20 protein-coding genes and 1 pseudogene are annotated in these 23,710 nt (G+C 70.3%); 8 read left to right on the forward strand and 13 right to left on the reverse strand.

Features of this window, described 5'->3' with window-relative positions:
- The first annotated feature begins 27 nt into the window (after positions 1 to 27).
- Both EV371_RS06630 and EV371_RS06635 read left to right on the forward strand, forming a co-directional pair.
- Complete coding sequence (locus EV371_RS06630; protein ID WP_130461263.1) at positions 28 to 654, forward strand: hypothetical protein; 627 nt, start codon at positions 28 to 30, stop codon at positions 652 to 654.
- A 55-nt stretch (positions 655 to 709) separates the two neighbouring features.
- Positions 710 to 1,006 (forward strand): hypothetical protein, encoded by a 297-nt coding sequence (locus tag EV371_RS06635; RefSeq protein WP_130461264.1) that lies wholly within the window; start codon positions 710 to 712, stop codon positions 1,004 to 1,006.
- Between the two features lie 95 nt (positions 1,007 to 1,101).
- On the opposite strand, the gene EV371_RS06640 is transcribed toward EV371_RS06635, so the two are convergent.
- The 5 genes from EV371_RS06640 to EV371_RS06660 all read right to left on the reverse strand — a co-directional run bounded on the left by EV371_RS06640 (position 1,102) and on the right by EV371_RS06660 (position 6,375).
- Positions 1,102 to 2,631 carry an SPFH domain-containing protein gene (locus tag EV371_RS06640; protein WP_130461265.1) on the reverse strand — a complete coding sequence of 510 codons (1,530 nt, stop codon included), beginning with the start codon at positions 2,629 to 2,631 and terminating at the stop codon, positions 1,102 to 1,104.
- A gap of 135 nt (positions 2,632 to 2,766) precedes the next feature.
- Positions 2,767 to 3,279 (reverse strand): hypothetical protein, encoded by a 513-nt coding sequence (locus tag EV371_RS06645; RefSeq protein ID WP_349337706.1) that lies wholly within the window; start codon positions 3,277 to 3,279, stop codon positions 2,767 to 2,769.
- A 57-nt stretch (positions 3,280 to 3,336) separates the two neighbouring features.
- Positions 3,337 to 4,329, reverse strand: a complete 993-nt coding sequence (locus tag EV371_RS06650) for a DUF6528 family protein (RefSeq protein WP_130461267.1) — start codon at positions 4,327 to 4,329, stop codon at positions 3,337 to 3,339.
- Positions 4,330 to 4,583: 254 nt separating this feature from the next.
- On the reverse strand, positions 4,584 to 5,828 hold the full coding sequence (locus EV371_RS06655) for a hypothetical protein (protein ID WP_130461268.1): 1,245 nt from the start codon (positions 5,826 to 5,828) through the stop codon (positions 4,584 to 4,586).
- Between the two features lie 22 nt (positions 5,829 to 5,850).
- Complete coding sequence (locus tag EV371_RS06660) at positions 5,851 to 6,375, reverse strand: SigE family RNA polymerase sigma factor (RefSeq protein ID WP_130461269.1); 525 nt, start codon at positions 6,373 to 6,375, stop codon at positions 5,851 to 5,853.
- Between the two features lie 243 nt (positions 6,376 to 6,618).
- Here EV371_RS06660 and EV371_RS06665 point away from each other — a divergent pair, with 243 nt between their 5' ends.
- Positions 6,619 to 7,623 (forward strand): aminoglycoside phosphotransferase family protein, encoded by a 1,005-nt coding sequence (locus tag EV371_RS06665; RefSeq protein WP_130461270.1) that lies wholly within the window; start codon positions 6,619 to 6,621, stop codon positions 7,621 to 7,623.
- 77 nt (positions 7,624 to 7,700) lie between these two features.
- On the opposite strand, the gene EV371_RS06670 is transcribed toward EV371_RS06665, so the two are convergent.
- Positions 7,701 to 9,986, reverse strand: coding sequence for an MMPL family transporter (locus EV371_RS06670; RefSeq protein WP_130461271.1), 2,286 nt, complete (start codon positions 9,984 to 9,986; stop codon positions 7,701 to 7,703).
- A gap of 83 nt (positions 9,987 to 10,069) precedes the next feature.
- Positions 10,070 to 10,633, reverse strand: coding sequence for a TetR/AcrR family transcriptional regulator (locus tag EV371_RS06675; protein ID WP_130461272.1), 564 nt, complete (start codon positions 10,631 to 10,633; stop codon positions 10,070 to 10,072).
- A 288-nt stretch (positions 10,634 to 10,921) separates the two neighbouring features.
- On the opposite strand from EV371_RS06675, the gene EV371_RS06680 reads away from it, so the two are divergent.
- Positions 10,922 to 11,425, forward strand: coding sequence for a methylated-DNA--[protein]-cysteine S-methyltransferase (locus EV371_RS06680; RefSeq protein ID WP_130461273.1), 504 nt, complete (start codon positions 10,922 to 10,924; stop codon positions 11,423 to 11,425).
- A 1-nt stretch (position 11,426) separates the two neighbouring features.
- On the opposite strand, the gene EV371_RS06685 is transcribed toward EV371_RS06680, so the two are convergent.
- From EV371_RS06685 to EV371_RS06695, 3 genes are all read right to left on the reverse strand, one after another.
- Complete coding sequence (locus EV371_RS06685; RefSeq protein WP_130461274.1) at positions 11,427 to 13,571, reverse strand: heavy metal translocating P-type ATPase; 2,145 nt, start codon at positions 13,569 to 13,571, stop codon at positions 11,427 to 11,429.
- Between the two features lie 92 nt (positions 13,572 to 13,663).
- The gene (locus tag EV371_RS06690) at positions 13,664 to 14,743 is read right to left on the reverse strand and encodes an inositol-3-phosphate synthase (RefSeq protein ID WP_130461275.1); all 1,080 of its coding nucleotides are present in this window, start codon (positions 14,741 to 14,743) and stop codon (positions 13,664 to 13,666) included.
- A 50-nt stretch (positions 14,744 to 14,793) separates the two neighbouring features.
- On the reverse strand, positions 14,794 to 15,411 hold the full coding sequence (locus EV371_RS06695; protein ID WP_130465712.1) for a helix-turn-helix transcriptional regulator: 618 nt from the start codon (positions 15,409 to 15,411) through the stop codon (positions 14,794 to 14,796).
- A gap of 190 nt (positions 15,412 to 15,601) precedes the next feature.
- Here EV371_RS06695 and EV371_RS06700 point away from each other — a divergent pair, with 190 nt between their 5' ends.
- From EV371_RS06700 to EV371_RS06715, 4 genes are all read left to right on the forward strand, one after another.
- Positions 15,602 to 16,069 (forward strand): DUF5318 family protein, encoded by a 468-nt coding sequence (locus EV371_RS06700; RefSeq protein WP_130461276.1) that lies wholly within the window; start codon positions 15,602 to 15,604, stop codon positions 16,067 to 16,069.
- A 200-nt stretch (positions 16,070 to 16,269) separates the two neighbouring features.
- Positions 16,270 to 19,149: a transglycosylase domain-containing protein gene (locus EV371_RS06705; RefSeq protein WP_130461277.1), complete on the forward strand. Its 2,880-nt coding sequence runs from the start codon at positions 16,270 to 16,272 to the stop codon at positions 19,147 to 19,149.
- 372 nt (positions 19,150 to 19,521) lie between these two features.
- Positions 19,522 to 20,007, forward strand: a complete 486-nt coding sequence (locus EV371_RS33735; protein ID WP_486484916.1) for a transposase domain-containing protein — start codon at positions 19,522 to 19,524, stop codon at positions 20,005 to 20,007.
- 45 nt (positions 20,008 to 20,052) lie between these two features.
- Positions 20,053 to 20,274, forward strand: a complete 222-nt coding sequence (locus EV371_RS06715) for a hypothetical protein (protein WP_207230862.1) — start codon at positions 20,053 to 20,055, stop codon at positions 20,272 to 20,274.
- 106 nt (positions 20,275 to 20,380) lie between these two features.
- On the opposite strand, the gene EV371_RS06725 is transcribed toward EV371_RS06715, so the two are convergent.
- From EV371_RS06725 to EV371_RS33740, 3 genes and pseudogenes are all read right to left on the reverse strand, one after another.
- Entirely contained in the window at positions 20,381 to 21,340 is a 960-nt protein-coding gene (locus EV371_RS06725) for an AfsR/SARP family transcriptional regulator (protein WP_165436618.1), read from the reverse strand.
- Between the two features lie 376 nt (positions 21,341 to 21,716).
- A pseudogene (locus EV371_RS06730) lies at positions 21,717 to 23,032 on the reverse strand (IS1380 family transposase).
- Positions 23,033 to 23,381: 349 nt separating this feature from the next.
- Positions 23,382 to 23,705 (reverse strand): hypothetical protein, encoded by a 324-nt coding sequence (locus EV371_RS33740; protein WP_486484513.1) that lies wholly within the window; start codon positions 23,703 to 23,705, stop codon positions 23,382 to 23,384.
- Between the last annotated feature and the right edge of the window lie 5 nt (positions 23,706 to 23,710).

Genomic DNA, 23,710 nt, shown 5'->3' on the forward strand with positions numbered 1-23,710 from the left:
CGGCGTACGACAGGCGGGGAGGTGATCGTGGCCGTCTCGGGTAGACCGGGCGACCGCTCCTTCCTGGTACCGATGGTGGCGCTGGCGTCGACGCTGGTGGCCCTCGTCGTCGCGATCGTGCTCGTGCTGGTCATCCAGAACGGCGGGTCGGGGGATCCGGCCGGCACCGGCCCGACGGCCACCGGCACCGGCGGCACCCCGCCGGCTCGGAGTACGCCGAGCGGCGCACCGATCACCGATGGCTGCCTGGTCGGCACCTGGCGGGTGACCCTGCACGACGAGCAGGTGGACGTGCCCGAGGTGGGCCGGCTGCGCTTCACCGGCGGCGCCGGGTCGACGCTCTCGCTCAGCGCCGGTGGCGCCGGGATCGCCGACTACGGCAGCGGCACCGCCTTCACCAGCAGTCACGCGGGCCAGGAGGTCGTGCTCGAACTGCGGGGCAGGGTCGACTACCGCTACGCGCTCGCCGGTGACCGGATCGAACTGCGGGACGTACGCTCCGCCGCCGAGGTGCGGCTCCGGGTCGGCGCCGGTACGCCCGGACCGTGGCGCGCGTTCACCGCCTCGACCGCCCCGTCGAACTACACCTGTACCGACGACCGGCTGACCCAGAAGTCCCTGGTCTTCACCACCCTGTACGCCCGCTCGGAATAGGGAGCCCAGAGACGACTGGGAGGAGGAGGCCGGCGGAGACTACGTCGACACCTTCGTGGCACCGGGCTGGAAGGTCGGCGGGTGCGCCAACTGGAGCCTCACCGACCCGATCCCGACCCCGTGCCCGGAGTGCGCCGGCCCGACGCTGCTGGCCCTGGTCGTCGCCTCCGGCGAGTACGACGGCGGGACCCGGGACCGGTGGCGTCCGGTCGAGCGGCCCCGTCCGGACGACGAGCCGGCGGACCGGTTCGCTTCGGGGCCGACAGGCGTGACCGTCGGACGCTGGGGCTCGCTGCGGATCTTCGTCTGCCTCACCTGCCCCGGCGCGCCGTTCCTGCTCGACCTCCAGTAGCAACCCGGCCCGGGACAGCAGGCGGCCCGGCACAGCAGGCGGCCCGGCACCGGAGCGGCAACTCCGGAGCCGGGCCGGGGTGGAACGTCGTCAGGTCAGCTCTTCGACTCGACCGCCTTGCCGCCGTTGGTCAGCGTGCCGTCGACGACCTGGTCGGCACCGCCACGGGCCGCACCGAGCCGGGCGAGCAGCCCGGCCAGGTCGACCCCGGTCAGGTCGCTGCCGAGTTGGAGCCCCTGGGCCACGTTCGCCGCCACCGACTTGGTCAGCGAGGAGGCGCCGTCGGTGGAGATCACCGTGATCTTGTCGATCGCGCTGACCGGGGCGCTGGCCGCCTCGACCACCTGGGGAAGTACCTTGACCAGCAGGTCGAGCACGGCCGCCTCGCCGTACGCCGAGAATGCCTCCGCCTTGCGGGACATCGCCTCGGCCTCGGCCTGGCCCCGGGCGAGGATCGCCGCCGCCTCCGCCTGACCCTCCCGCTCGACCGCGTCGGCGATGGCGGTACGCCGCCGCTGCTCGGCCTCGCCCTCCTTGGCACCCTCGATCGCGTTCGCCTCGGCCAGCGCCGCCCGGCGGGCCCGCTCGCCCTCACCGGTCAGCCGGGCCTGCTCGGCTACCGCCTGCGCGGCGGCGATGGTGGCCTGCCGCTCGGCGTCGGCGGCCAGCACCGCCGCGTTGCGGGCGGCCTCCGCCTCCTGCTCGACCTTGTACCGGGCCGCGTCGGCCGGCTTGCGGACCTCGGTGTCGAGCTGGCGCTGCTTCAGCTCGGCGTTGCGCTCGGCGACCTTCTGCTGCTCGGTGAGGATCGCCTGGTCCCGCTCTGCCTGGGCCAGCGGGCCGGCGGCCGCGGACTTGGCCTTGGCGGCGTCGATCTCGGCCTGGATGCCGGCCTGCTTCAGCGCCAGGTTCCGGTTCGCCTCGGCGATCGCCTCCTCGGCGAGCAGCCGCTCCTGCTCGGCGACCTGCCGGGCCCGGGCCTCGGCGATGGCCGCGTCCTTGAGCACCCGAGCGGCTTCCGGCCGGCCCAGGTCCTGGAGGTAGGAGCCCTCGGCCAGGATGTCCTGCAGCTGGAAGGTGTCGAGCACCAGACCCTGGTTGGTCATCGAGTGCTCGGCCTCCTCGGCGACCGCGCTGGCGAAGGCCGCCCGGTCCCGGATGATCTCCTCGATGGTGAGCCGCCCGACGATCGAGCGGAGCGCTCCGGCCAGCACCTCGCGGGTGAAGCTCTCGATCTCGTCCTGCTGGTGCAGGAACCGCTGCGCGGCCGCGCGGATCGCGTCCTCGGTGCCGCCGACCTTGACGATCGCGACCCCGTGCAGCTCGGCCCGGATTCCCTGCTTGCTGACCGCACCCTTGATGCTGACGTCGATCCGCCGGCTGGACAGGTCGAGCGACTGGAGCTTCTGCACCACCGGCAGGACGAAGACCGAGGCGCCGAGTACGACCTTCTGCCCGGACATGTCGGTGGAGCGGCTGCCGTCGGCGCCCTGCGTCGTACGGCCCTTGCGGCCGGTGACGATGAACGCCTCGTTCGGCCCGGCGACCTTGATCCGGGAGAGCACGAACATGACCAGGATGAGGACCAGGAGCACCGCTCCGCCGATGGCGACGAGGATCAGCATGGGTACCGTCCATTTCGGATTGGGGGTTGGCGTGCGTGGTCGACCGCCGGGGTTCGGGGGTGGTGGATGTGGCGTGCCGGGGTCTGGCGCCGATGTCCCGGCGGCGGCGATCGTCGTCGGGGACCCGGCCCGGAGTCAGTAGGTCTCGACCAGGACGCTGGTCTCGGTCAGCGCCTCGACGACGAAGATCTGCGCGCCGAGCGCTATCGGCCGCTCGGCCCTGGCGTTGAGTTTCACCGGCTGGCCGCCCACCCGGACCCGCACCTCGCCGTAGCCGGCACTGGGGATCGGGGTGACCACCACCCCGAAGGCCCCGACGAGGTCGTTGCGGGTCGGGGTGGCGTCCGTCCGCATGTTGCGGGCCGCCCGGGACATCCGGGCCGCCAGCCAGGCGGCCGGGACCGCGGCCAGCGCGCCCAGACCGGCCGCGCCGGCGACCTGGCCGAGAGTACGGCCACCGAGCAGTTCGTTGGCGACGGCTCCGCCGAAGCCGAGTACGCCGGCGAACCCGGCGATCGCCTCCAGGCTGATCGGACCGTCGACGTCAGGATTTCCGATGTGGACGAGTTCGGTGCCGAGCAGTGCCAGCGCGAGCACCGCGACACCGGACCCGCCGATGATGAGGAATACCAGAGTCCCCGCTGCCACGACCTGAAAGGTAGCTGTCAGAAGCAAGCCCTCCGGAGTGCCGTGGCGGTCACGCCGTCACTCGAAGGCGGTCGTCCAGTTACGGACCTTGTAGAACTCCGCGCCCGACCGGGTCTTCGTCTCGGTCGCGGTACCGGTGGAGTCGAAGAACTGCACGGACGGGCTGCCCCAGGTCTTCGAGCCGGTGTTGTCGGCGCGTACCCAGGCACGCTCGCCGCCGGGAGCCTGGTTGACGTACGCCTTCACCCGGGTCGTAGCGGAGATGCTGGTCAGGGTGCGGCTGCTGGTGTCGACCGAGTAGACGCCGGTGGTGTGCGTGATGAAGAGCGTGTTCGGATCGGTGTACGACGGTTGCAGGTCATGCCCGAGGTTCGGCTTCGTCACCCCGTCCGAGTTGGTGTACGTACCCAGGTTGATCGCGGTCCCGGTCGCCGCCAGCCGGGTGTTCCGGTACGTCCCGTTGACCTTGTAGGACACCAGCTTTCCCTGGCCGATCGCCCAGACGTACTTGTACGTCGGGTCGTAGAGCACCCCGTGCGCCCCGGGCAGCGAGATGGTCTGGACCAGGGCGAGTGTGCTGGGCTTGCTGATCGCGGTCGGCGCGTACAGCTTGAGCGTGCCGCCGGAGCTGGCGACGATGATCGAGCCGTTGTCCGGGATTCGTTCGATCGCGTGCGGGTTGCCGCCCGGGGTGGCCTGCCACAGGATGTCGGCGGTGGTGGCCCGGGGCTGGCCGCTCTTCACGTCGATGATCGCCGCCCGGCCGCCGGACGCGGTCACCAGCGCGACGGTGCCGAAGGCGGAGGTGGCCCGGATCCGCACCCCGGAGAGGTTCTGCCAGGCGCCGCTGGTGGTTCCCGGGTCGAACTGCCAGTACAGGTTGGCGTCGGTCCAGGCGACGTTGCGGTTCCAGACCAGCACCCGGTTGCTGACCTGCTCGGTCGTGGCCAGGTAGTAGTCGTCGGCTGCGGCGGCCGGCCCGCCGGTGCCGACGCCGACGGTGGTGCTGACCGCGACCGTGACAAGAGCTGCCAGGATGGCCCTGCGCATGGGGGTCCTCCGAGGGGTTGCCGGTGTCGCCGGTCTGACCGGCCGGACATCGGCTCGACAATAACCTCTGTCGATGCTCCCGTGGAAGAAAAAATTCTTCATGGCTTGGACGCCGGCGGGTGGCAGCGGATCGGGGCCTGGTTCACCGCGGCCACCCGGGCCGGACGTCCGTGCGACAGTAGCCGTTCGCGATCGAGATCGGGGCGGAGAACCTCCCGGATCCGGGGCGTCTGTACCGGATCGTTACCCGACGATCACCTCGCGGCGATCGTGATCTCGTCGCTCGCGGCCAGTTCCGCCGGTAGCTCGACCCGCTTGCGCTCGACACCGGCCGGATCGACGAGTACCGCGGTGAGCGTGCCGGGCCGAGACGTGTCCAGATAGAGCAGGAGGTCGGTCCCGACCCACGTCACGTCGGCGCTCGGCAGTTGCCGCACCACCTTCCCGGTGCTCGTCGAGACAACCTGCGCCGCCAGTTCCCCGCCACCCGACGCCGCCGGCTTTCCACCACCCTGTGCCGCCGGCTTTCCGCCGGCCCGTGCCGCCGGTCCGCCGCGGTCCTCCCACATCGAGGACCTGGAGACCACCACCAGCGAGCCGTCCGGCGACCACGCCGCCGAACTGGCGACGGCACCCTCGACCGGCAGGAAGCGGGTCGGCATGCCGTCGTCGGCGGCGAAGAGCTGTATACCGGATTGTCTGGGCCGGTTGCCCTCCCGGGAATCGAAGACCCGCTCGGTCAGCGGCAGCGCCACCTCCCGGCCGTTCGGCAGCCAGGTGAATCGGCAGAGACCGAGGCAGCCCGTCGGACGCGTCTTGAGCGGGTAGTACTCCACGGCTGCCCCGTCGGCGGCGAGCAGCCCGATCGAGTAGATCCCGGTTTCCTCGTCCCGGAGCGTAGCCAGCAGTCGTCGCCCGTCCGGCGACCACTCCACGGCCATGACCATGCTGCCGGTCCGAAACCACTGCGGCTTGCCGGTCGTCAGGTCGTACAGCCCGATCTCGGTGGGGCGGTCGGTACGGCGTACCGCGGCCACCGGCAACCGCGTGGACGCCCGTACCGACGTGTAGCTGGCCGGGACGCTGACGTAGCGGCGCCGCTCGGAGTCGTAGACCCAGGTCGGGCCTGGCTGCCGGGGCGAGTCGGCAGTCAGCAGCAGAGCCCCGCCGGGCAACTCCACCGGCCCGTCGCGCCAGTCCCCCGACGCCGTCGGCGTTGGCGTCGGCGGCATCCGCGTCGGCGGACTCGCCGGCGTGGTCGCCGCCGGTGGCCCGCCGACCGACAGGGCCGGTGGCCGCGGGTCGGGCCGGAGCCAGACGTACGGTGCCGCGATGGCGCCGATCGCGACGGCCGCCGCTGCCATCGCGACCGCCTGCCGGCGTCGGCGCATCCGCCGCCCCGCCACCATGGCGGTGGCCGCGAGGTCCGGCGGCTGGTGTGGGCTGCCGGCCAACTCGCGTACGGCCTCCCGCAGCAGCCGATCCGCACGCTCGCTCATCGCAGTGCCTCCGCGCCCTCGTTCATCGCAGTGCCTCCGTCCGTTCGGTCAGCTCGGCGAACTCCGGCACCAGTTCCCGGAGCTTGCTCAGCGCCCGGGACGCCTGGCTGGCCACCGTGCCGGGGCGGCAGCCGAGCGCGGCGGCGGTCTGCTCCACGGTCTGGTCCTCCAGGTAACGCAGCACGAGTACCGCCCGCTGCCGGGGCGGCAGCATCATCAGCGCGTCTCGGAGCATCATCCGGACCGCCGTGTCGTGGTCGTGCCGGGTCGCGGTGGCCGCCGGTTCGGGCACCTCGGCGTGCGGCACCTCGGCCCGCCGGCCCCGCCGCCGCCAGGCCGAGACCTGGTCGTGGTACAGGATCTGTCGTACGTACGGCTCCGCGTCGCCCCGAATCCGGGGCCACCGGGCGTACGCCTTCGCCAGCGCGTTCTGCAACAGGTCCTCGGCCGCATAGCGATCACCGGCGAGCGCCTGGGCGACACGGAGCAGCACATCGCCCCGCTCGTGCACGAACGCGGTGAACTCCCGCTCCGACGCCCGACCCACGACACACCTCCCACCCCTCAGACGCCGGGGACCGGGAAAAGTTTGCCCGGAGGTTCGTCGGGAGGTTCATCTGGAGGTTCGCCGGGAGCCTGGTCAGCGGCGGCGGACAGGGCCGGCGCCGGGCGGTCCGTCGGAGCCGTCATGGGCGGAGCCGTCACACCGGGGTATCGTTCCGTCCCGATCCGACCGGCGGAGGCTGCCGAGGCAGACCGGCCCGCCCGGTGGGACGGGACAGGGGGAGCGATGGCTCGGCGATCCGCCGACCGGGAGCAGTTGGCTGCCGTGGTCCGGGCCGGTCTCGGCGCCGACCGCCGGATTGAAGAGCTGACCCGGCTGCGCGGCGGTACGAAGAAGGGCGTATACCGGCTCACCCTCGATGACCGCTGCACGGTGGTGGCGTACGTCTGGAGTCCGGGGGAGAACTACTGGCCCGACCGGCCCGCCGTCCCCGCCGACGCTCCATCGGGCGACGTGCTGGCGGACGCATCCGACAGTGAACTGTTCGAGGCGGCCAACGCGGCACTCGGGGCGGCCGGCGTCCGTACGCCGGAGATCCTCCTACTCGACCGGAGCCGGAGCCGTTGTCCGGCCGACGTCGCGCTGGTGCAGGACGTGCCGGGGCCGAACCTGGAGCAGCGGTTGGCGGCCGAGCCGGCGGCGACGGCCGACACGATGGCCCGGCTGGCCGAGGCGCTGACGGCGATGCACGCCCGTCAGGACACCCGGATCGGCAGGCTGGCCACCCTGGCCCGGTCGGCGGGGTCGTCGCCAGCGGGGGGAGCCTCGCCGGTGGAGACGGTTCGGAACCGGGCGCTGGCGGACCTCGCCGAGGCCGCCGGTCGGGACGACCGGATCGCCCGGGATCGGGTACGGCTGGCCGAGCTGCTGCACGGCCTGGCCGACGAGACACGACCCCGGACGACGTACCGGCTGGTGCACGGAGAACTCGGCCCGGACCACGTACTGGTCAACGCCGACGGTGAGCCGGTGCTGATCGACATCGAGGGGCTGATGTTCTTCGACGTCGAGTGGGAACACGTCTTCCTGCGGCTGCGCTTCGGCGCGCACTACGATGCGCTGGCCACCGAGGGCCTCGACGAGCGGCGGATGCGGTTCTACCAACTCGCCCAGCACCTGTCGCTGGTCGCCGGCCCGCTGCGGCTGCTCGACGGTGACTTTCCCGACCGGACCTTCATGCTGGATATCGCCGCGTACCACACCGACCGCGCACTGTCCTTCACCGCGTAGCGCGGGAACGGGCAGCACGAGAGCGTGGGCTGTCACTGCCCCTCCAGGGGCAGTGACAGCCCACGCTCGGGCGGTGCTCAGACTCCGGCGGGGAGTCGCTCGGGCTCGGTGTCGGTGGTCAGGTGCCGACGCAGGCGTTCACCCTCGATGTCGACGTTCGGCAGCAGCTTCGCCAGCCAGCCCGGCAGCCACCAGGCGCCCCGGCCGAGCAGTGAGATCACCGCCGGCACGATCGTCATCCGGACCACGAACGCGTCGATCGCGACCCCGACGGCGAGGGCGAAGCCCATCGACTTGATCACCGGGTCGTCGAGCAGTACGAAGCCGGCGAAGACCGATGTCATGATCAGTGCGGCGGCGGTGACCACCCGGGCACCGTGTCCCATGCCGTTGATGGTGGCCTGGGTCGGGGTGTCGCCGTGCACGAAGTCCTCCCGCATCCGGGATACCAGGAACACCTCGTAGTCCATGGCCAGGCCGAACAGGATGCCGATCAGCAGGATCGGCAGGAAGCTGACCAGCGGACCCGGGGTGTCCAGCCCGACCAGCTCACTGAGGTGACCCTGCTGGAAGACCAGCACGGTGAGCCCGAACGTGGCTCCGACGGTGAGCAGGAAACCCAACGCCGCCTTCAGCGGTACCAGCAGCGACCGGAACACCAGCATCAGCAGCAGTACCGACAGGCCCACCACGAGCAGCAGGTACCACGGCATCGCGTCGGCGAGCTTCTTCGAGACGTCGATCCCGACCGCCGTCTGGCCGGTCAGCGCCACGTCGGTGCCGGCGAGCCGATCGATCGGGCCGACCTTCTCCCGGATCTGCTGCACCAGCGTCTCGGTCGCCGGATCGGTCGGGCCGGTCGTCGGGATCACCGCCAGCAGGGCGGTCAGCCGGTCCCGGCTCAGGTTGGGCGGGCTGACCGCGAGCAGGTTCTCGGTGCCCTGCAACATGGCGGTGACCTGCTGGGCGACCGTGCCGGTCCGTTCCGGTGAGTCGCTGGAGACCACCAGGGCCAGCCGGTTGTTGAACCCGGGACCGAAACCCTCGGTGATCAGGTCCGCGGCCTCGCGCTCCGGCGTACCGTGCGGGCTGGTGCCGTGGTCCGGCAGCGCGACCCGCATGTCGGCGGCCGGCAACGCGAGCGCGCCGAGCCCGAGCACGGCCACCAGGATCAGCGGTACCCGCAGCCGGATGACCAGCCGCGCCCAGCGGAATCCGAACGCCTCGCTGCCGGCTGCCGCCTCGCGCCCGGATGCCGACCCGCTGCCGGCTGCCGACCCGCTACGGGTCGCCGCCTCGCTACCGGCTGCCGAGCCGGCATCGGCGGCCGGTGCCGTGCCGGTGGCGGTGTGCCGCAGCCGGCGCGGCAGGATGCGCCGGCCGGCGAAGCCGAGCAGCGCGGGCAGCAACGTCAACGCCACGAGTACGGCGACGGCGACGGTTCCGGCGGCGGCAAGTCCCATGATCGTCAGGAACGGGATGTTGACCACGGCCAGCCCGGCGAGCGCGATCACGACGGTGATCCCCGCGAAGAGCACCGCCGAGCCGGCGGTGCCGATCGCCCGTCCGGCCGCCTCCTCCGGCTCCAGCCCTTCCAGCAGGTTCTGCCGGTATCGCGAGGTGATGAAGAGCGAGTAGTCGATCCCGACCGCGAGGCCGAGCATCAGGGCGAGGATCGGGGCGGTACTGGTCAGCTCGACGATGCTGCTGAGCGCGTACAGGCCGGCCATTCCGGCCGCGACCCCGATCAGCGCGTTGAGCATCGTCATCCCGGCGGCGACCAGTGAACCCAGCGTCACGACCAGTACGACCAGCGCGATGAGTACGCCGATTCCCTCGGTGCTGCCCACCTCGGGCACGCTGGACATCACCTCACCGCCGTGTTCGACCCGTAACCCGGCGGCCGTCGCCGCCGAGCCGGTCTGCTCGTACGCCTCGCGCTGCGCATCGGTGACCTTGTCGGCCTGCTCGGCGAACTGCACCTGTACGAGAGCGTGCCGGCCGTCCTGCGAGAGCGCCCCGGTGGTGAAGGGGTCGAGCGCGCCGACCACGCCGGGCAGGGTGCCGGCCTCGCGCACCAGCTCGGCCACTGCCGCCTGGCGGTCCGGCGTACCGAGCTGCTGGCCCTCGGGTGCGGCGACCACGATGGTGCCGGTCGCGCCGCTCGCCTCCGGGAACTCCCGCTTCAGCGCGTCGATCGCCCGCTGCGACTCGGTGCCGGGGATGGAGAAGTTGGCCGATGTCGGGCCCATGAACGCCAGCGCTGCCCCGCCGAGCGCGGCCAGCAGGACGAGCCAGAGGACCACCACGAGCCGGCGGCGCCGGAACGAGGCCCGGCCGAGTCGGTAGAGCAATGTCGCCATGTTGGTCGCTTCCTTGGTCGTCGGATCGGGGTGTCTTGCCGGTGTGGCGGTCGGTGCCCGTGCGATGTGGCCGGCAACGGCGATCAGCTGCGGTTGGCGGGGCTTGCCACGGGTGCCGGATGGAGTGCGCGGCGGGCGACCCGGACCAGCGCGGAGCGGAGTTCGACGGCGTCGTCGTCGGGTCGGTCGATGACGATCGCGGAGATCCCGGCGAGCAGCACCTGTGCGGCGATCTCGTCGGCCGGATCGGCCGATCGGCCGGCGAAGGCCGCGATCAGCCGGGCGGTCGCCGGTTGCAGGCCGGCGAAGGCCGGATGCTCGAGCAGGTACGGCAGGTCGTGGTAGATGAGCGCGACCTCCCGCCGGTATGTCACCACCAGGTCGACGAAGCCGTCGATGGCGGCTTCCCGCGCGGCGTCGGCATCCAGCCCGTCGAGTTGCGCGTCGAGCTCGACCAGCTCGCGGGCTGCCGGGGCGACCAGGGCGAGGAGGATCGCCTCCTTGCTGTCGAAGTGGTAGAGCAGGGTGGCCTTCGAGCAGCCGACCTCGACCGCGATGTCGTGCAGGGACGTGCCCTTGAACCCGGCCTGCGCGAACCGCTTGGCCGCCACAGCCAGGATCTCGGTGCGGGTCCTGCCGCGTGTCATCGCGCTCTCACCTCCGCGCTTCAGCGTGCCTTGACCGATCGGTCAGTAACTAACCGATCGGTCAGAATGTGAGCCGCATTACGGGAAGGACTTGGCTGCGGGCCGACCGGGGCTGGACAGCTGAGGCGTTACCGACCGTCGGTAACGCCTCTGCTGTCCAGGTGAGCGAGGGCGTGTGCCCCGAGGGGTGGCGCTGGTTACCTACCGCGCGCCGGTGGCCGGGTCGTGCACGGCGCCGCCAAGGCAGCGGCGCGTGCGGCCGGTCGGTGGGCTGGGCAGAATGGCGGGATGCGCTGGACCGTGCTCGACTCCCCGATCGGCGAACTCTCGGTCGGGATCGACGACGTCGGGGTGTGCGGCGTGCGCTTCGGCCCGGTGGAGACGGCGGCTCCGGCCGCGGCCCTCGACGTGGACTCCGACCCCGATCACCCGAGGCTGGCGGTGGCGGTCGGGGAACTGCGGGCGTACTTCGCCGGGGAGTTGACGGAGTTCGCGGTGCCGCTCTCGGTACCCCGGGGCTCGGAGTTCGAGCGGGCGGTCTGGACCGAGATGTCGAAGATCCCTTACGGCGAGACGCGCACCTACGGTGAGGTGGCGGCGGCGGTCGGCGACTCCGGCGCCGCCCGAGCGGTGGGGGTGGCCTGCAACCGCAACCCGATCCCGGTGATCGTTCCCTGTCACCGGATCGTCGGCGCCGGGGGCAAGTTGGTCGGCTTCGGCGGCGGCCTGCCCCGGAAACGCCGGTTGCTCGAACTGGAGGCCCGGGTCGCCTTCGAGCGCGCCTGGGGCTGACTCACCCTGCCGGCGGGGCCAGCCGGACCCGGCGGAGGAGTTGGGCGTTCAACGCCACCACGATGGTGGAGCCGGACATCAGTACGGCGGCGACCGCGGGACTCAGCGCGATCCCGGCCCAGGCGAAGACCCCGGCGGCGAGCGGCAGCGCCACCACGTTGTAGCCGGCGGCCCAGGCCAGGTTCTGGATCATCTTCCGGTACGAGGCCCGGGACAGCCGGATGACCCCGGTGACCCCGCGCGGGTCGGACGAGGCGAGCACCACCCCGGCCGACTCGATCGCCACGTCGGTACCGGCGCCGATCGCGATGCCGACGTTGGCCCGAGCCAGTGCCGGGGCGTCGTTGACCCCGTCACCGACCATCGCCACCGTCGCGCCCCGGCGCTGGAGGTCGGTCACCTTGTCGTCCTTGTCCGCCGGGAGCACCTCGGCGAAGACCTCGTCCACCCCCGGTCGGAAACCGAGCTTTCCGGCGACCGACTCGGCGACCGGCCGAGCGTCACCAGTGATCATGGCGATCCGGCGTACCCCCTCGGCCCGTAGTTCGGCGAGCGCCTCGGCGGCCTCCGGGCGTACCTCGTCCTCCAGCGCCAGCGCACCGAGCACGCGTGGGCCGGCGTCGTCGAGGCGTACCAGGTAGAGCACCGAGGCGCCGCGCGCCGACCAGTCCGCGGTCACCCCGCCGAGTTCGGCGCCGGGCCGGGCGGCCAGCTCGCGCAGCAGCGCCGGACCGCCGACCGCGAAGTCCTGCCCGTCGACGGTGGCCAGCACGCCCCGGCCGGCCAGCGACCGGAAGCCGGTGGCGGTCGGCACGCCGCCCCGCTCGGCGGCGGCGACGATGGCCCGGGCGAGCGGATGTTCGCTGTCCGCCTCGACCGCGGCGGAGAGCCGCAGCACCTCGTCGTCAGCGCCGGCTGTTGCCGCGCCAGCTGCCCCGTCGCCGGCTGTCTTCGCGGCGAGGCGGGGGTCGGCGGCGAGGGCCGGGTCGGCGGCGACGGCGGTGACGGCGTGGGCGCCCCGGGTCAGGGTGCCGGTCTTGTCGAACAGCACGGTGTCGACGGTGCGCATCCGTTCCAGCGCCAAGCGATCCTTGACCAGGATGCCGGCCTTGGCTGCCACGGCGGTGGAGAGCGCGATCACCAGCGGGATGGCCAGCCCGAGCGCGTGCGGGCAGGCGATCACCAGCACCGTGACGGTACGCACCACCGCCTCGTCGACGTCGCCCAGCGCGGACCACACCACGAAGGTGACCGCGGCCGTGGCGGCGGCGATGTAGAAAAGCCAGGCGGCGAAGCGGTCGGCGAGCACCTGGGCGCGACCGCTGGACTGCTGCGCCTGGGCCACCAGCCGCTGGATGCCGGCAAGCGCGGTGTCCTCGCCCACGGCGTCGACCCGGACCCGGATCGCGGAGTCGGTCGCCACGGTGCCGGCCACCACCCGGTCGTCGACGGTACGGGAGACCGGGCGGGACTCGCCGGTGATCATCGACTCGTCCACCTCGGCGGTGCCGTCGGCGACCCGGCCGTCGGCCGGTACCCGGGCGCCGGGGCGGACCAGCACCACGTCGCCGACGCGCAGCTCGGCCAGCGGCACCGGGCGTACGCCGCCGCCGGCCTCGACCCGTTCGGCCTCGTCCGGCAGCAGCGCGGCGAGTGCGGCCAGCGCACCCCGGGCCTGGCCGATCGCCTTCATCTCCTGCCAGTGCCCGAGCAGCATGATGGTGACAAGTGCGGCCAGCTCCCACCAGAAGTCGAGATCGAACGCACCCAGGCTGGTGGCGAGCGAGGCGACGTACGCGACGGTGATCGCCATCGCGATCAGCAGCATCATCCCCGGCGTACGGTCGCGCAGCTCGTGGAGCCCGCCGACCAGGAACGGCCAGCCGCCGTAGATGAGGACCACCGAGCCGAGTACCGGCCCGACCAGGGACATGCCGGGAAAGTCGAGCGAGTAGCCGAACCAGTCCATCACCATGTGGCTGGTCAGCACGATCGGTACGGTCAGCGCCAGGCTCAGCCAGAACTTCCGGCGGAACGCCTCCGGATCGTGCCCGGCATGTTTGTCGTGCCCGCCGTGCCCGCCGTGCCCGGCCTGTCCATCGTCCTCGGCGTGCTCGTCGTGCCCGGACTGGTGGTCGTGGTGCACGACCGGTCACCCCCTCGGGGAGGAAAGCGTACCGGAGAGCAGCAGCGGGGACGGACCGTTTCCGATCCGTCCCCGCTCGCCGCGTTCCGCTGTCAGCGTTCGATCGTGCCGGCGATGAAGTCCTCGACGGCCTGGTGGGCCTCGTGGTCGGCGTACTGCTCCGGCGGCGACTTCATGAAGTAGCTCGACGCCGAGAGGATCGGACCGCCGACGCCCCGGTCGAGGGCGATCTTCGCGGCCCGGACCGCGTCGATGATGACGCCGGCCGAGTTGGGCGAGTCCCAGACCTCGAGCTTGAGTTCGGCGTTCAGCGGGACGTCGCCGAAGGAGCGCCCCTCCAGCCGGATGTACGCCCACTTGCGGTCGTCCAGCCACGGCACGTGGTCCGACGGCCCGATGTGCACGTCGCCCTTGTTGATCTCGTGCGGGATCTGGGAGGTCACCGACTGGGTCTTGGAGATCTTCTTCGAGACCAGGCGGCTGCGCTCCAGCATGTTCATGAAGTCCATGTTGCCGCCGAAGTTGAGCTGGTACGTGCGGAGCAGCTCGACACCCCGGTCCTCGAAGAGCTTGGCCAGCGCCCGGTGCACGATGGTCGCGCCGACCTGGCTCTTGATGTCGTCGCCGACGATCGGCAGCCCGGCGTCGGTGAACTTCTGCGCCCAGGCCGGGTCGGAGGCGATGAAGACCGGCAGCGCGTTCACGAAGGCGCAGCCCGCCTCGATCGCCGCGGTGGCGTAGAACTTCGCGGCCTCCTCGGAGCCCACCGGCAGGTAGCAGACCACCACGTCGACCCGGGCCTCGCGCAGCGCCGCGACGACGTCGGCCGGCTCGCGGTCGGACTCCTCGACGATCTCCCGGTAGTACTGGCCCAGCCCGTCCAGGGTCGGGCCGCGCTGTACGAGCACGCCGGTCGGCGGTACGTCGCAGAGCTTGATGGTGTTGTTCTCGCTGGCGACGATCGCTTCCGCGAGGTCCATGCCCACCTTCTTGGCGTCGACGTCGAACGCCGCGACGAACTCCACGTCCGAGACGTGGTAGTCGCCGAAGGTTACGTGCATGAGACCCGGGACGCGGTCGCCCGGGTCGGCATTGCGGTAGTACTCGACGCCCTGGACCAGGGACGAGGCGCAGTTACCCACACCGACGATGGCGACGCGGACGGAGCCCATCGCGTTTGCCTCCTTTGTGTTCATCACGGCCGCTCCGACTCATTCCTGGACTACCCAGGCGGAGGCGGGATGTTCTCTGTTGACGAACCCGGGGCGGTGCCCGGGGTGGACCCATCCGGGGTCCGGCCGGAGCGCTCGTTGGCGATGAGCTCCTCCAACCAGCGGACCTCGCGCTCACAGGCGTCGAGGCCGTGTCGCTGAAGTTCGAGCGTGTACGCGTCGAGCCGTTCGGCCGCTCGGCTCAACACGTCGCGCAGGCCCTCGCGACGCTCCTCCACCTTGCGGCGCCGGCCCTCCAGGATCCGGAGTCGGGTCGCTCGGTCGGTACGGGCGAAGAATGCGAAGTGCACTCCGAACCCGGTGTCCTCGTAACTCTCTGGACCGGTCTGGGCGATCAGCTCGGCGAACCGTTCCTTGCCCTCCGCGGTGATTTTGTAGACGACCCGTCCTCGACGGCTGGTCAGCGCCGGGATCTCCTCCGCGCTGGCCGGTGTCTCGGCCGCCTCGGTGATCCAGCCGGCCGCCTGCAACCGACGCAGGGTCGGATAGAGCGAGCCGTAGCTGATCGCCGCCCGGATCGCCCCGAGCTTGGCGGTGAGTTCCTTGCGGAGCTCGTAGCCGTGCATCGGGGACTCCTGTAGGAGACCGAGGATGGCGAGCTCGAACACGAGCACCCCTCTCCGTCGGACCCGATGGCTTCCCGCCGTTGGGAGCCGTTCACCGGCCCGATGTATCGGCCCGATACATCGCACCGTAGACCCTCGGGGGCGGCGAGGCAAACCCCCCGTACGGCACGGGTCCAATTACAGTCAGTGACGGTGGTCGCCTCGTCCGGCCGGACGCAGTACTCTTCTGCCCATGCGTTCCCAGCGCCAGGTCGTCGACTACTCGCTGCAGAAGCGAGCGGTGCTGCGTGAGGTGCATTCGGGCCGGGTGGCGACGTACGACGTGTGCGACGCCTCGCCGTACCTCAAGAACGCTGCCCGGTTCCACGGCGAACCGACCGAGACACTCTGTCCGGTCTGCCGCCGGGAAAATCTGACCCACGTCCACTACATTTATGGCGATGAACTCAAGCAGTCGGCCGGCCAGGCCCGCACCCGAGCGGAGTTGTCGGTGCTGGCGATGACCCTGCGTGAGTTCCAGGTGTACGTGGTGGAGGTGTGTCGCGGCTGCGACTGGAACCATCTCGTCGAGCAGTTCCTGCTCGGCCGGGACGGTGTCTCCGGTGACGACAGCCTGGGCGCTGCCGAGTCGGCCGCGGGTGGGGCCGCGGCCGTGTCGACGGGCCACTCGGTCAGACGAAGGCGCGAGGCACGCCGGTGACCGCGACTCGTACCCCGGCCCCAGGGATTTCTCCCCGCCGGCGGGACGAGTCTTATCTCGTAAACCGGATAAGTCCGGTTTTTTCCGTTATCGCGTCATCCGTAGACAGGCATGTCCGCGTCCGGGTGAGGCGTGTTCCAACTCACGGCAACCCGGTGGTGGCGCGTATGGCCATCACCGCGACCGGCAGGGTGTGACGAATGAACTCGTACGGCGATCCTAGTTCCGCGCGCGGTCGGGCCCAGTTCCCCGGCGCGAACGGCGACCACGGAGCAGCGGACGATCCATCCCGGCGCACACGAGACGGCGCTGATCACCGCCCGGCGGGCGGCGACCGGGGGGGCTGGCCGGCCAACGGCGCGTCGGGCGCGGCGAGTGGTGGCGGCCGTGCCTCGTCCGGCCGCGCGACCCCGCCGGGGCGCGCCTCGGTCGGCGGCGGCTGGGCAGCTCCGGTCTCGCCTGCCTCGGGTTCGGCCTCGGTCGGCTCGGGTTCGGCGGGCCGGGCGCGGGTTGGTGGCAGCGCGTCGGTCCCCGGCTCGGGCGGGGACTACGGCGCCGGCGGGGACTATGGCGCCGGCCGCGCCTCCACCGGCCGCGCGAGCGTGGGCACCGCCTCGGTGAGCGGCGGCGGTGCCGGGGCCGTGGGCGGCCGGGCGAGGGTCGGTCGGGCCGTCGTGCCCGTTTCTCCGGCCGGTCCGGGCGGGCCCGACGAGCCGAGCGACTCCGGTCGGTCCGGTGGCCGGCGCGGCCGGCGCGGCCAGCTCGACGAGGCGGCGCTGAAGCGGGCCAAGAGGCGCAAGCGGATGAACCTGGTCATCGCGGCGTTCGCCGTGTTCATCATGCTGACCGGCGGTGGGGTGGTGGGGATCACCTACTACTCGACAAACGTGGTGATGCCGGACCAGATCCCGCTGCCGGTCGGCACCACGATCCTCTCCAAGGACGGTAAGAAGCTGGTCACCCTCGGGCAGCAGGCCAGGACCATCGTGCCGCTGGCGAAGATCCCGCAACACGTGCAGTGGGCGGTGGCGGCGGCCGAGGACCGGAAGTTCTACGAGCACGACGGGGTGGACTACGTCGGCATCGCCCGTGCCGCGTGGAACAACTTCACCGGCGGCACCAAGCAGGGTGCGTCCACCATCACCCAGCAGTACGCCCGGAACGCCTACCAGAACCTGGCCGACGACAGCTACCAGCGCAAGCTGAAGGAAGCGATCCTCGCCTCCCGGTTGAACGACGAGTTCGACAAGGACGAGATCATGCAGCACTACCTCAACACCATCTACTTCGGCCGGGGCGCGTACGGCATCGAGATGGCGGCGGTGACGTTCTTCGGCAAGTCCGCCGAGAAGCTCGACGTCGGCGAGGCGGCGGTGCTGGCCGGGATGATCAAGCAGCCGGTCAACGACCCGCAGACCGGGGTGAAGGGCTTCGACCCGGCGCAGAACCGGGAGGCGGCCGAAGCCCGGTGGAACTACGTGCTCGACGGCATGGTCGAGAAGAAGTGGTTGGACCCTGCCAAGCGTCCCACCGAGTACCCCAAGGTGTTGAAGCCGAAGGACGCCAGCGCTTCGGTCGGGGTGAAGACGCCGGTCGGTAACGTGGTCAACTACGTCAAGGCCGAGATGGACGAGATGGGGCTGTGCCACAACGGGGCGGTGCCGGAAGGCAGCACCAAGCCGAACTGTGAGGTCACGCTCGCCACCGACGGTTACAAGATCACGACCACCATCGACCCGAAGCTGCAGGCCGCCGCGGAGAAGGCGGCCCAGCAGGAGAAGAAGACCTCCCCGCTGCACGACCAGCCGAAGAACCTGCAGGCGGCGCTGGTCTCGATCGACCCGAAGAACGGCGAGGTTCGCGCCTACTACGGCGGCAACAGCGGCGTGACGATCGACTTCGCCGGGGAGAACATCATCGAGGGCAAGCTGACCGGCGGGCATCCGGCGGGCTCCTCGTTCAAGGTCTACACCCTGGCGGCCGCGATCGCGGAGGGCATCTCGATCGAGTCGCACTGGGATTCCACGCCGTTCAGGCCCGAAGGCTTTGATAGTGACATCGTGAACGCCGGCCGGAAACCCGCCTGCAAGAAGTACTGCGAGTTGACCGAGTCCACTATCAAGTCGTACAACGTGCCCTTCTACCACATCAGCGAGAAGATCGGCGCCGACAAGGTCGTCAACATGGCGCGGCAGGCCGGGATCAGGACGATGTGGACCACCGACCCCGAGCCCAAGGGATCACAGCCGGTCGACCTGACCAAGAAGAAGCCCGAGGAGGTCGCGCCGGCGCCGTTCTTCCACGTCGTGGCGTACGGGCAGTACCCGATCACGGTGCTCGACCACGCCAACGGGCTCGCCACGCTGGCCAACCGGGGCAAGTACAACAGGGCCCACTTCATCAAGACGATCGAGCAGCAGGACAAGGAGACCGGCGCCTGGCGGAAGATCGGCGGCGCGCAGCTCAAGCCGGCCCAGCGGATCAGCACCGAGGTGGCCGACGAGGTCACCTCGGTACTGAAGAAGATCCCGGGCGCCAACGGGGCCAACCTGGCGGGTGGGCGGCAGGCGGCCGGTAAGACCGGCACCTGGCAGTACGGCAACACCGACAAGAACGCCGACGCCTGGATGGTCGGATACACCCCGGAGCTGGCCACCGCGGTCTGGATAGGCAGCGATGACCGGAAGAAGCCGAAGATCCTGGACAAGAGAGGCAACAACGTCGGCGGTGGCGGCCTGCCCGCCGAGATCTGGAAGCAGTACATGGACGACGCGCATTCCGGCGTCAAGAAGAGTGCGCTTCCGGACTCCAGGGGCATCGGAGACCGCGACGCCGGCAACGGCGTGAAGCCGCCGGACCCGCCGCAGTGCCCGTTCCCGGTCAACGGCCTTTGTCCGCCGAACACCCCCGGTGGTCCCGGACCCGGTGGTCCCGGCAACCCCGATCTCCCCGGCTTCCCGGACCTCCCCGGTGGCCCGGGCGGCCCCGACAACCCGGGCGGCGACCCGGACGGCGGTGGGGGCGGTCGTGGCGGTGGAAACGCGACCCTGCCCAACACGACAACGGGCACCCGGGACTGAGATCCTGAAAGCGTGCTACGTGGCGGCGCCCCCGACCGGCTCTGGTGCGGGGGCGCCGCTCATTCTCTCGGGAGGACCGGGTGTCAATACTGTCACCCAGTCCGGAACGGGATCGCCGCGCCTCGACCCGCCGCACAACCTTGCCGGGCGTGCTGTGCTGGCCAAACCGACGAAAGTCCTAGCGGCACTGCCGCTTAGCTTAAGTTGATCTTGGTGGGGTCGGGTTTGTTGCCCGGGCGGTGTGGTGGTGTTGGCTCCGCCGCTATTGGTCTGGTGTGATCGCTGCTTGTGTCTGGTGTGGATGTTCGACCGGATCAGGTGTCGGTCGGGGTGCTGTTGAGCTCGGTGTCACGAGACGCGATCGATCACGCGGTGGCGCGGTGCGGGGTAGGCGCGAAACGCTCGGGTGGCACGTTGCCGCCGCATGTGACGGCGTATCTGACGATGGGGTTGTGGCTGTTCCCCGATGATGACTACACCGAGGTCGCGGCGAAGGTGACCGGGTCGTTGGACCGGTTCGGCTGCTGGGATGCCTCGTGGAGCGCGCCAACCTCGGGCGGGATCAGTCAGGCCCGGCAGCGTTTCGCACGTCTTCGTGGCGAGTTTCCGTCCGTTGCCGTCGATGATGACGGCGGTGTGGGTACGCTTGTGCGCGTCGATGCCGATGACCGCCATGAGAGTCGTGTCTCCTTGACCGAGGGGGCGCGGGACCGGTCGGTGGGCATATCCCAGTCGGGCGCTGGCACGCTCCTCTCAAGCCATGCCGGCCGGTCCTTGATGTCCGGCGGGCCGCAATATTTACACCAGCCACGTAGGCATTTAACGGCAGAGCGAGCCCGTCGGACTGATCAAGAGTGACACTGGAAATAACGGCTGATCGACCGATCAAGGGAGAGACGCCAGATGACGACCGAGACCACCGTGGGACAGCCGGCCGTGGAGCCGGTGGGTGCGGTCACGGACGAGCAGTTGATCGCGATGCTGGTCGATCGGGCTCGTGGTGACGGGTTGAAGCTGACCGGTGAGGGCGGTCTGCTGCAGCAGCTGACCAAGCACGTTCAGGTTGTCCCAGATCAGCACGATCGGGCCGCCGAGTTGTTGGGGCGATGTAGTCGCGTTCGCTGAAGCTGCGGCGCTCGTTCTTGCGGCCCCGGTGCACCAGCGTGCGGCAGATCAGCCGGGACCGCTGTTCGGGCCGGCAGCAGGTCAGCCCGTTCTCAATTACGCGACACTAGCGGGCGTTTGGAGGGTCCGAGCCGGCGATGGGATCGACCCGCCCGTCGCGCAATAGAAGGTGCACTGCCGTGGACAGGTCTTCCAAAGCAGAAGTGATGGTGCTGAACAGTTCTGCGTCGAGCCGGCCTACGCCAATGGGCGTACGGTCCGATCCGCGGGCCGCGCTGTTACCGGTGCCGATCGGCGCGAGTGAGGTAACGGCCTTGCCGGACGGAGTACCGACCGATCCTAGCAACTTCCGTTCTACACGCCGGATCGATGGTCCGGCCTGAATGCCCAACTCGACATTGAGTCGGGTCTTCAGCGACCGAAGGACGTTCAGTGCGTCAGCTGTGCGGGACACTTCATGCAGTGCCTCCGCAAGTCGGCAGTGCAATCCTTCATGGTAGGGATAGAGGTAGACCCAGACAGACAGATCGGCGATGATTTCGGCATGCCTTCCCCGGGAGAATTCAAGTTCGACCAGTGCTTCTATCGCCCGGATCCGGAGTTCCTCCAACCGAGTCGCATCCGCGACGAGCGTATCCGACCCGACGTCCTCAAGGGCCTGGCCGCGCCAGAGGCTGAGCGCGGAGCGCAACAGCCCGCACGCCTCTATCAGTTCACGTCGGGCGATGTGGCCCCCAGCTCTGCGATGCATGCTACGGAACCTGAGTCCGTCAACGAGGTCGTCAGCCATCTCCAGGACGTAGCTTTCAGCTCGCCGGTCGAGGACCACCTCGTGGCCCGCCCTCCGTAACGTCGCCCTGAGCGATCCGACGCAGTTCTGCACCTGCTGACGTGCTGTGGTCGGGGGATGGACCCCCCAGAGCACGTCAATGAGTCGAGCGATGGAAACAGGTTCGTTGACGTCGACCAGAAGGGCCGCCAAGATCTTCCGCTGGCGATGGCTGCTTATGGCCTGATAGTTGTTTCCCGAACGAACTCTCAGAGGGCCGAGTATGCGAAAGTCCACGGAACCTCCCCCGCTCTCCATCTTAGCCTTTCACGAACATAGCCCAAATTCAATGCAGTCATCTGATTGACAGATGATCGGAGATGTGCTTGATGATTGCTCCTGGCGAGGACGACCCACGGGCGTTTCAAGATCATGGGGCGAGCCGAGGGTGCTGAAGGTTTGGTCATGTTGCGGCGGGCCCAGCGGGCGGCTTCGGTTGGTTGAGTCGGCCTAGCCTCGATAATTCGCGCCTGACGGCGGTGCGTCCGGCCCGGCGTCGTTGATCGCTGTAGATCGATGTGGCGTGGTTCCGGGCATGGTGGTGGGCCGTCTGTCGCGGCGGTGGGCGTGGTCTCCTGGGTCCTCCGGTTGTCGGGTCGGCGGCTGGGCTGGGTCAGCCGGGGGCGGGGATGGCCGCGATGCGGGTGAACGCGGTGGTGAGCTGGGTGGCCCAGGGCCACGTGGCGGGGATGCGTAGCCGGCGGCGGCGTTGTCCGCGGATCAGGCGGGCGGCGGTGTGCAGCAGGCGGTAGCGCAGCCGTTTCGGCTCGGCGCGGGCGAGGTCGCCGTCGAGGGCGAGCAGTTGGAGCCAGACGAGCAGGTCGACGGCGATAGCGACGGCGGTGCACCACGCTTGGTTGATGGCGAACTCGCGCGACGGCAGCCGGCGCAGGCCGGTGTCCTTGGCGCAGCGGATCCGGTCCTCGACCCGGGCGTGGGCGCGGTGGCGGACCTCCAGCCACTGCAAAGCCCCAACCTGGGTGTTGGTGACGAAGGCGGTGTAGCGCCACCCGTCGCGTTCTTCGAACAGGCTCAGTTGGGCGCCGGGGTGCGGGCGTTCCCGGCGGACGATGACCCGCATCCCGGCCGGCCAGCCGGTCAGGGTGAGCAGTCCGGTGAGTTCGGCGACCTGGGCGCCGTCGCGTATGCCGCCGTCGGCAGCCAACGCCTGCGTCCAGGCCGAACCGGGCAGGGCGCTGATCGCGGCGCGTTCCGGCTCGCCGATCGACCAGCCGATCGAGTACTGCACCCGCCGCCGGGCGGTGTTCTGCTGCGTGAGCCAGTCGAGCACCGCATGCGTCGCGGCCGCGGAATCGCCGCGGATGAGCAGTTGTCGGCGATGCGGCACCGGCACCTGCGCGACCGCCTCGGTCAGCACGTCGAGGTGGTCGGCGGCGGTGTTCGCCCCGGCGTTACCCGGCCGCAGCTTGACCGCGAGGAGCTCGCCGGTGTTGTCGCAGGTCACCAGCATGGGATGGAAACCGAAGCTGCGTTTACGACCACGCCGTCGCCGATGTCCCGGCCGGCCGCCCGCGCCGGCGGCGGGCCGCCGAACAGCCGCCACATCCGGGCCCGGACCTTCGCCCTCGCCGCCGCGATGCGCCGCAGCCGGGCGGTGTCGATCTCGTCCAGGGCCCGCCACACCGTGGTGTCCGATGCCACCGGTCCGAACACCTCCTGCTGGTGACGCAGCACGTCGATGTCGCAGATCGCTTCCCCACGGTCGGCGATCAACACGGCCAGATCGACCAGCACCCGACCCCGATCATGCACCGGCCACCGGCCACGCTGTGCCGCCGCGCCCGACAGCGCCGTGGTCAGTCCGGCCCGATCGGCCAGCATCCGCAGCAACGCCGTACCGACGTGCGACACCACACCAGTACCGCCCGCGGTGACCCGCAGATCCTTCGCCCACGCCGTAGACTGCACCTGCGAAGTGCCCCTTCCGCGAGAGATCCTGATCGATTCGACACCGTCAGTTTCCCTTGCTGGAGAGGCACTTCCGCTTATCTACACGCCGACGAACCGCCCATCATGATGACCACCGTGAATCACCCGGGCTAGGGCGCGGTGTCGGGAATGCTCCCGGTCCGTTTCCCCAGGCCGCTCGCCGAACCCGCCGTGCCGGTCTCCCGGCAGCGGGCCCTCCACAATTCCTGCCGTCAGGTGTGGTTGGGTGCCCAGGGGTTGGGGATCTTGCTGCCCGGTACACCGGATACACCCGGTCCAGGGGCCGCTGCCGCCAGGCCTCCATGCAATGCCGCTTAGCTTAAGTTGATCATGTAGGTCGGGGCTTGACGGGATAGAACCTGATCGTGGCTGGGGCGGTGTGGCGGATGCTGGCGGGCTTCTCCCCGGTGGCCCACGCGCCGACCTCGGCGGCGAGGAACGCGTGCGTGCCGCACTCGCTCAACGCCACCACCCGCGCCTTCGGATACGCCGACCAGTTGTCGCCGGATCCGGCGTAACCGAACTCCGCGGCGTTGGCGGGGGTGTCGGGCACGTCCACGTCGAACCCGTCGATCGCCAGGACCCGCCACGACCGCAGCATCGCCCCGCGCGTGAGCATCGACCCGACCGGCTCGACAACCTGTTCGAACACCTCGG

The organism is Plantactinospora sp. CNZ321 (assembly GCF_004217235.1).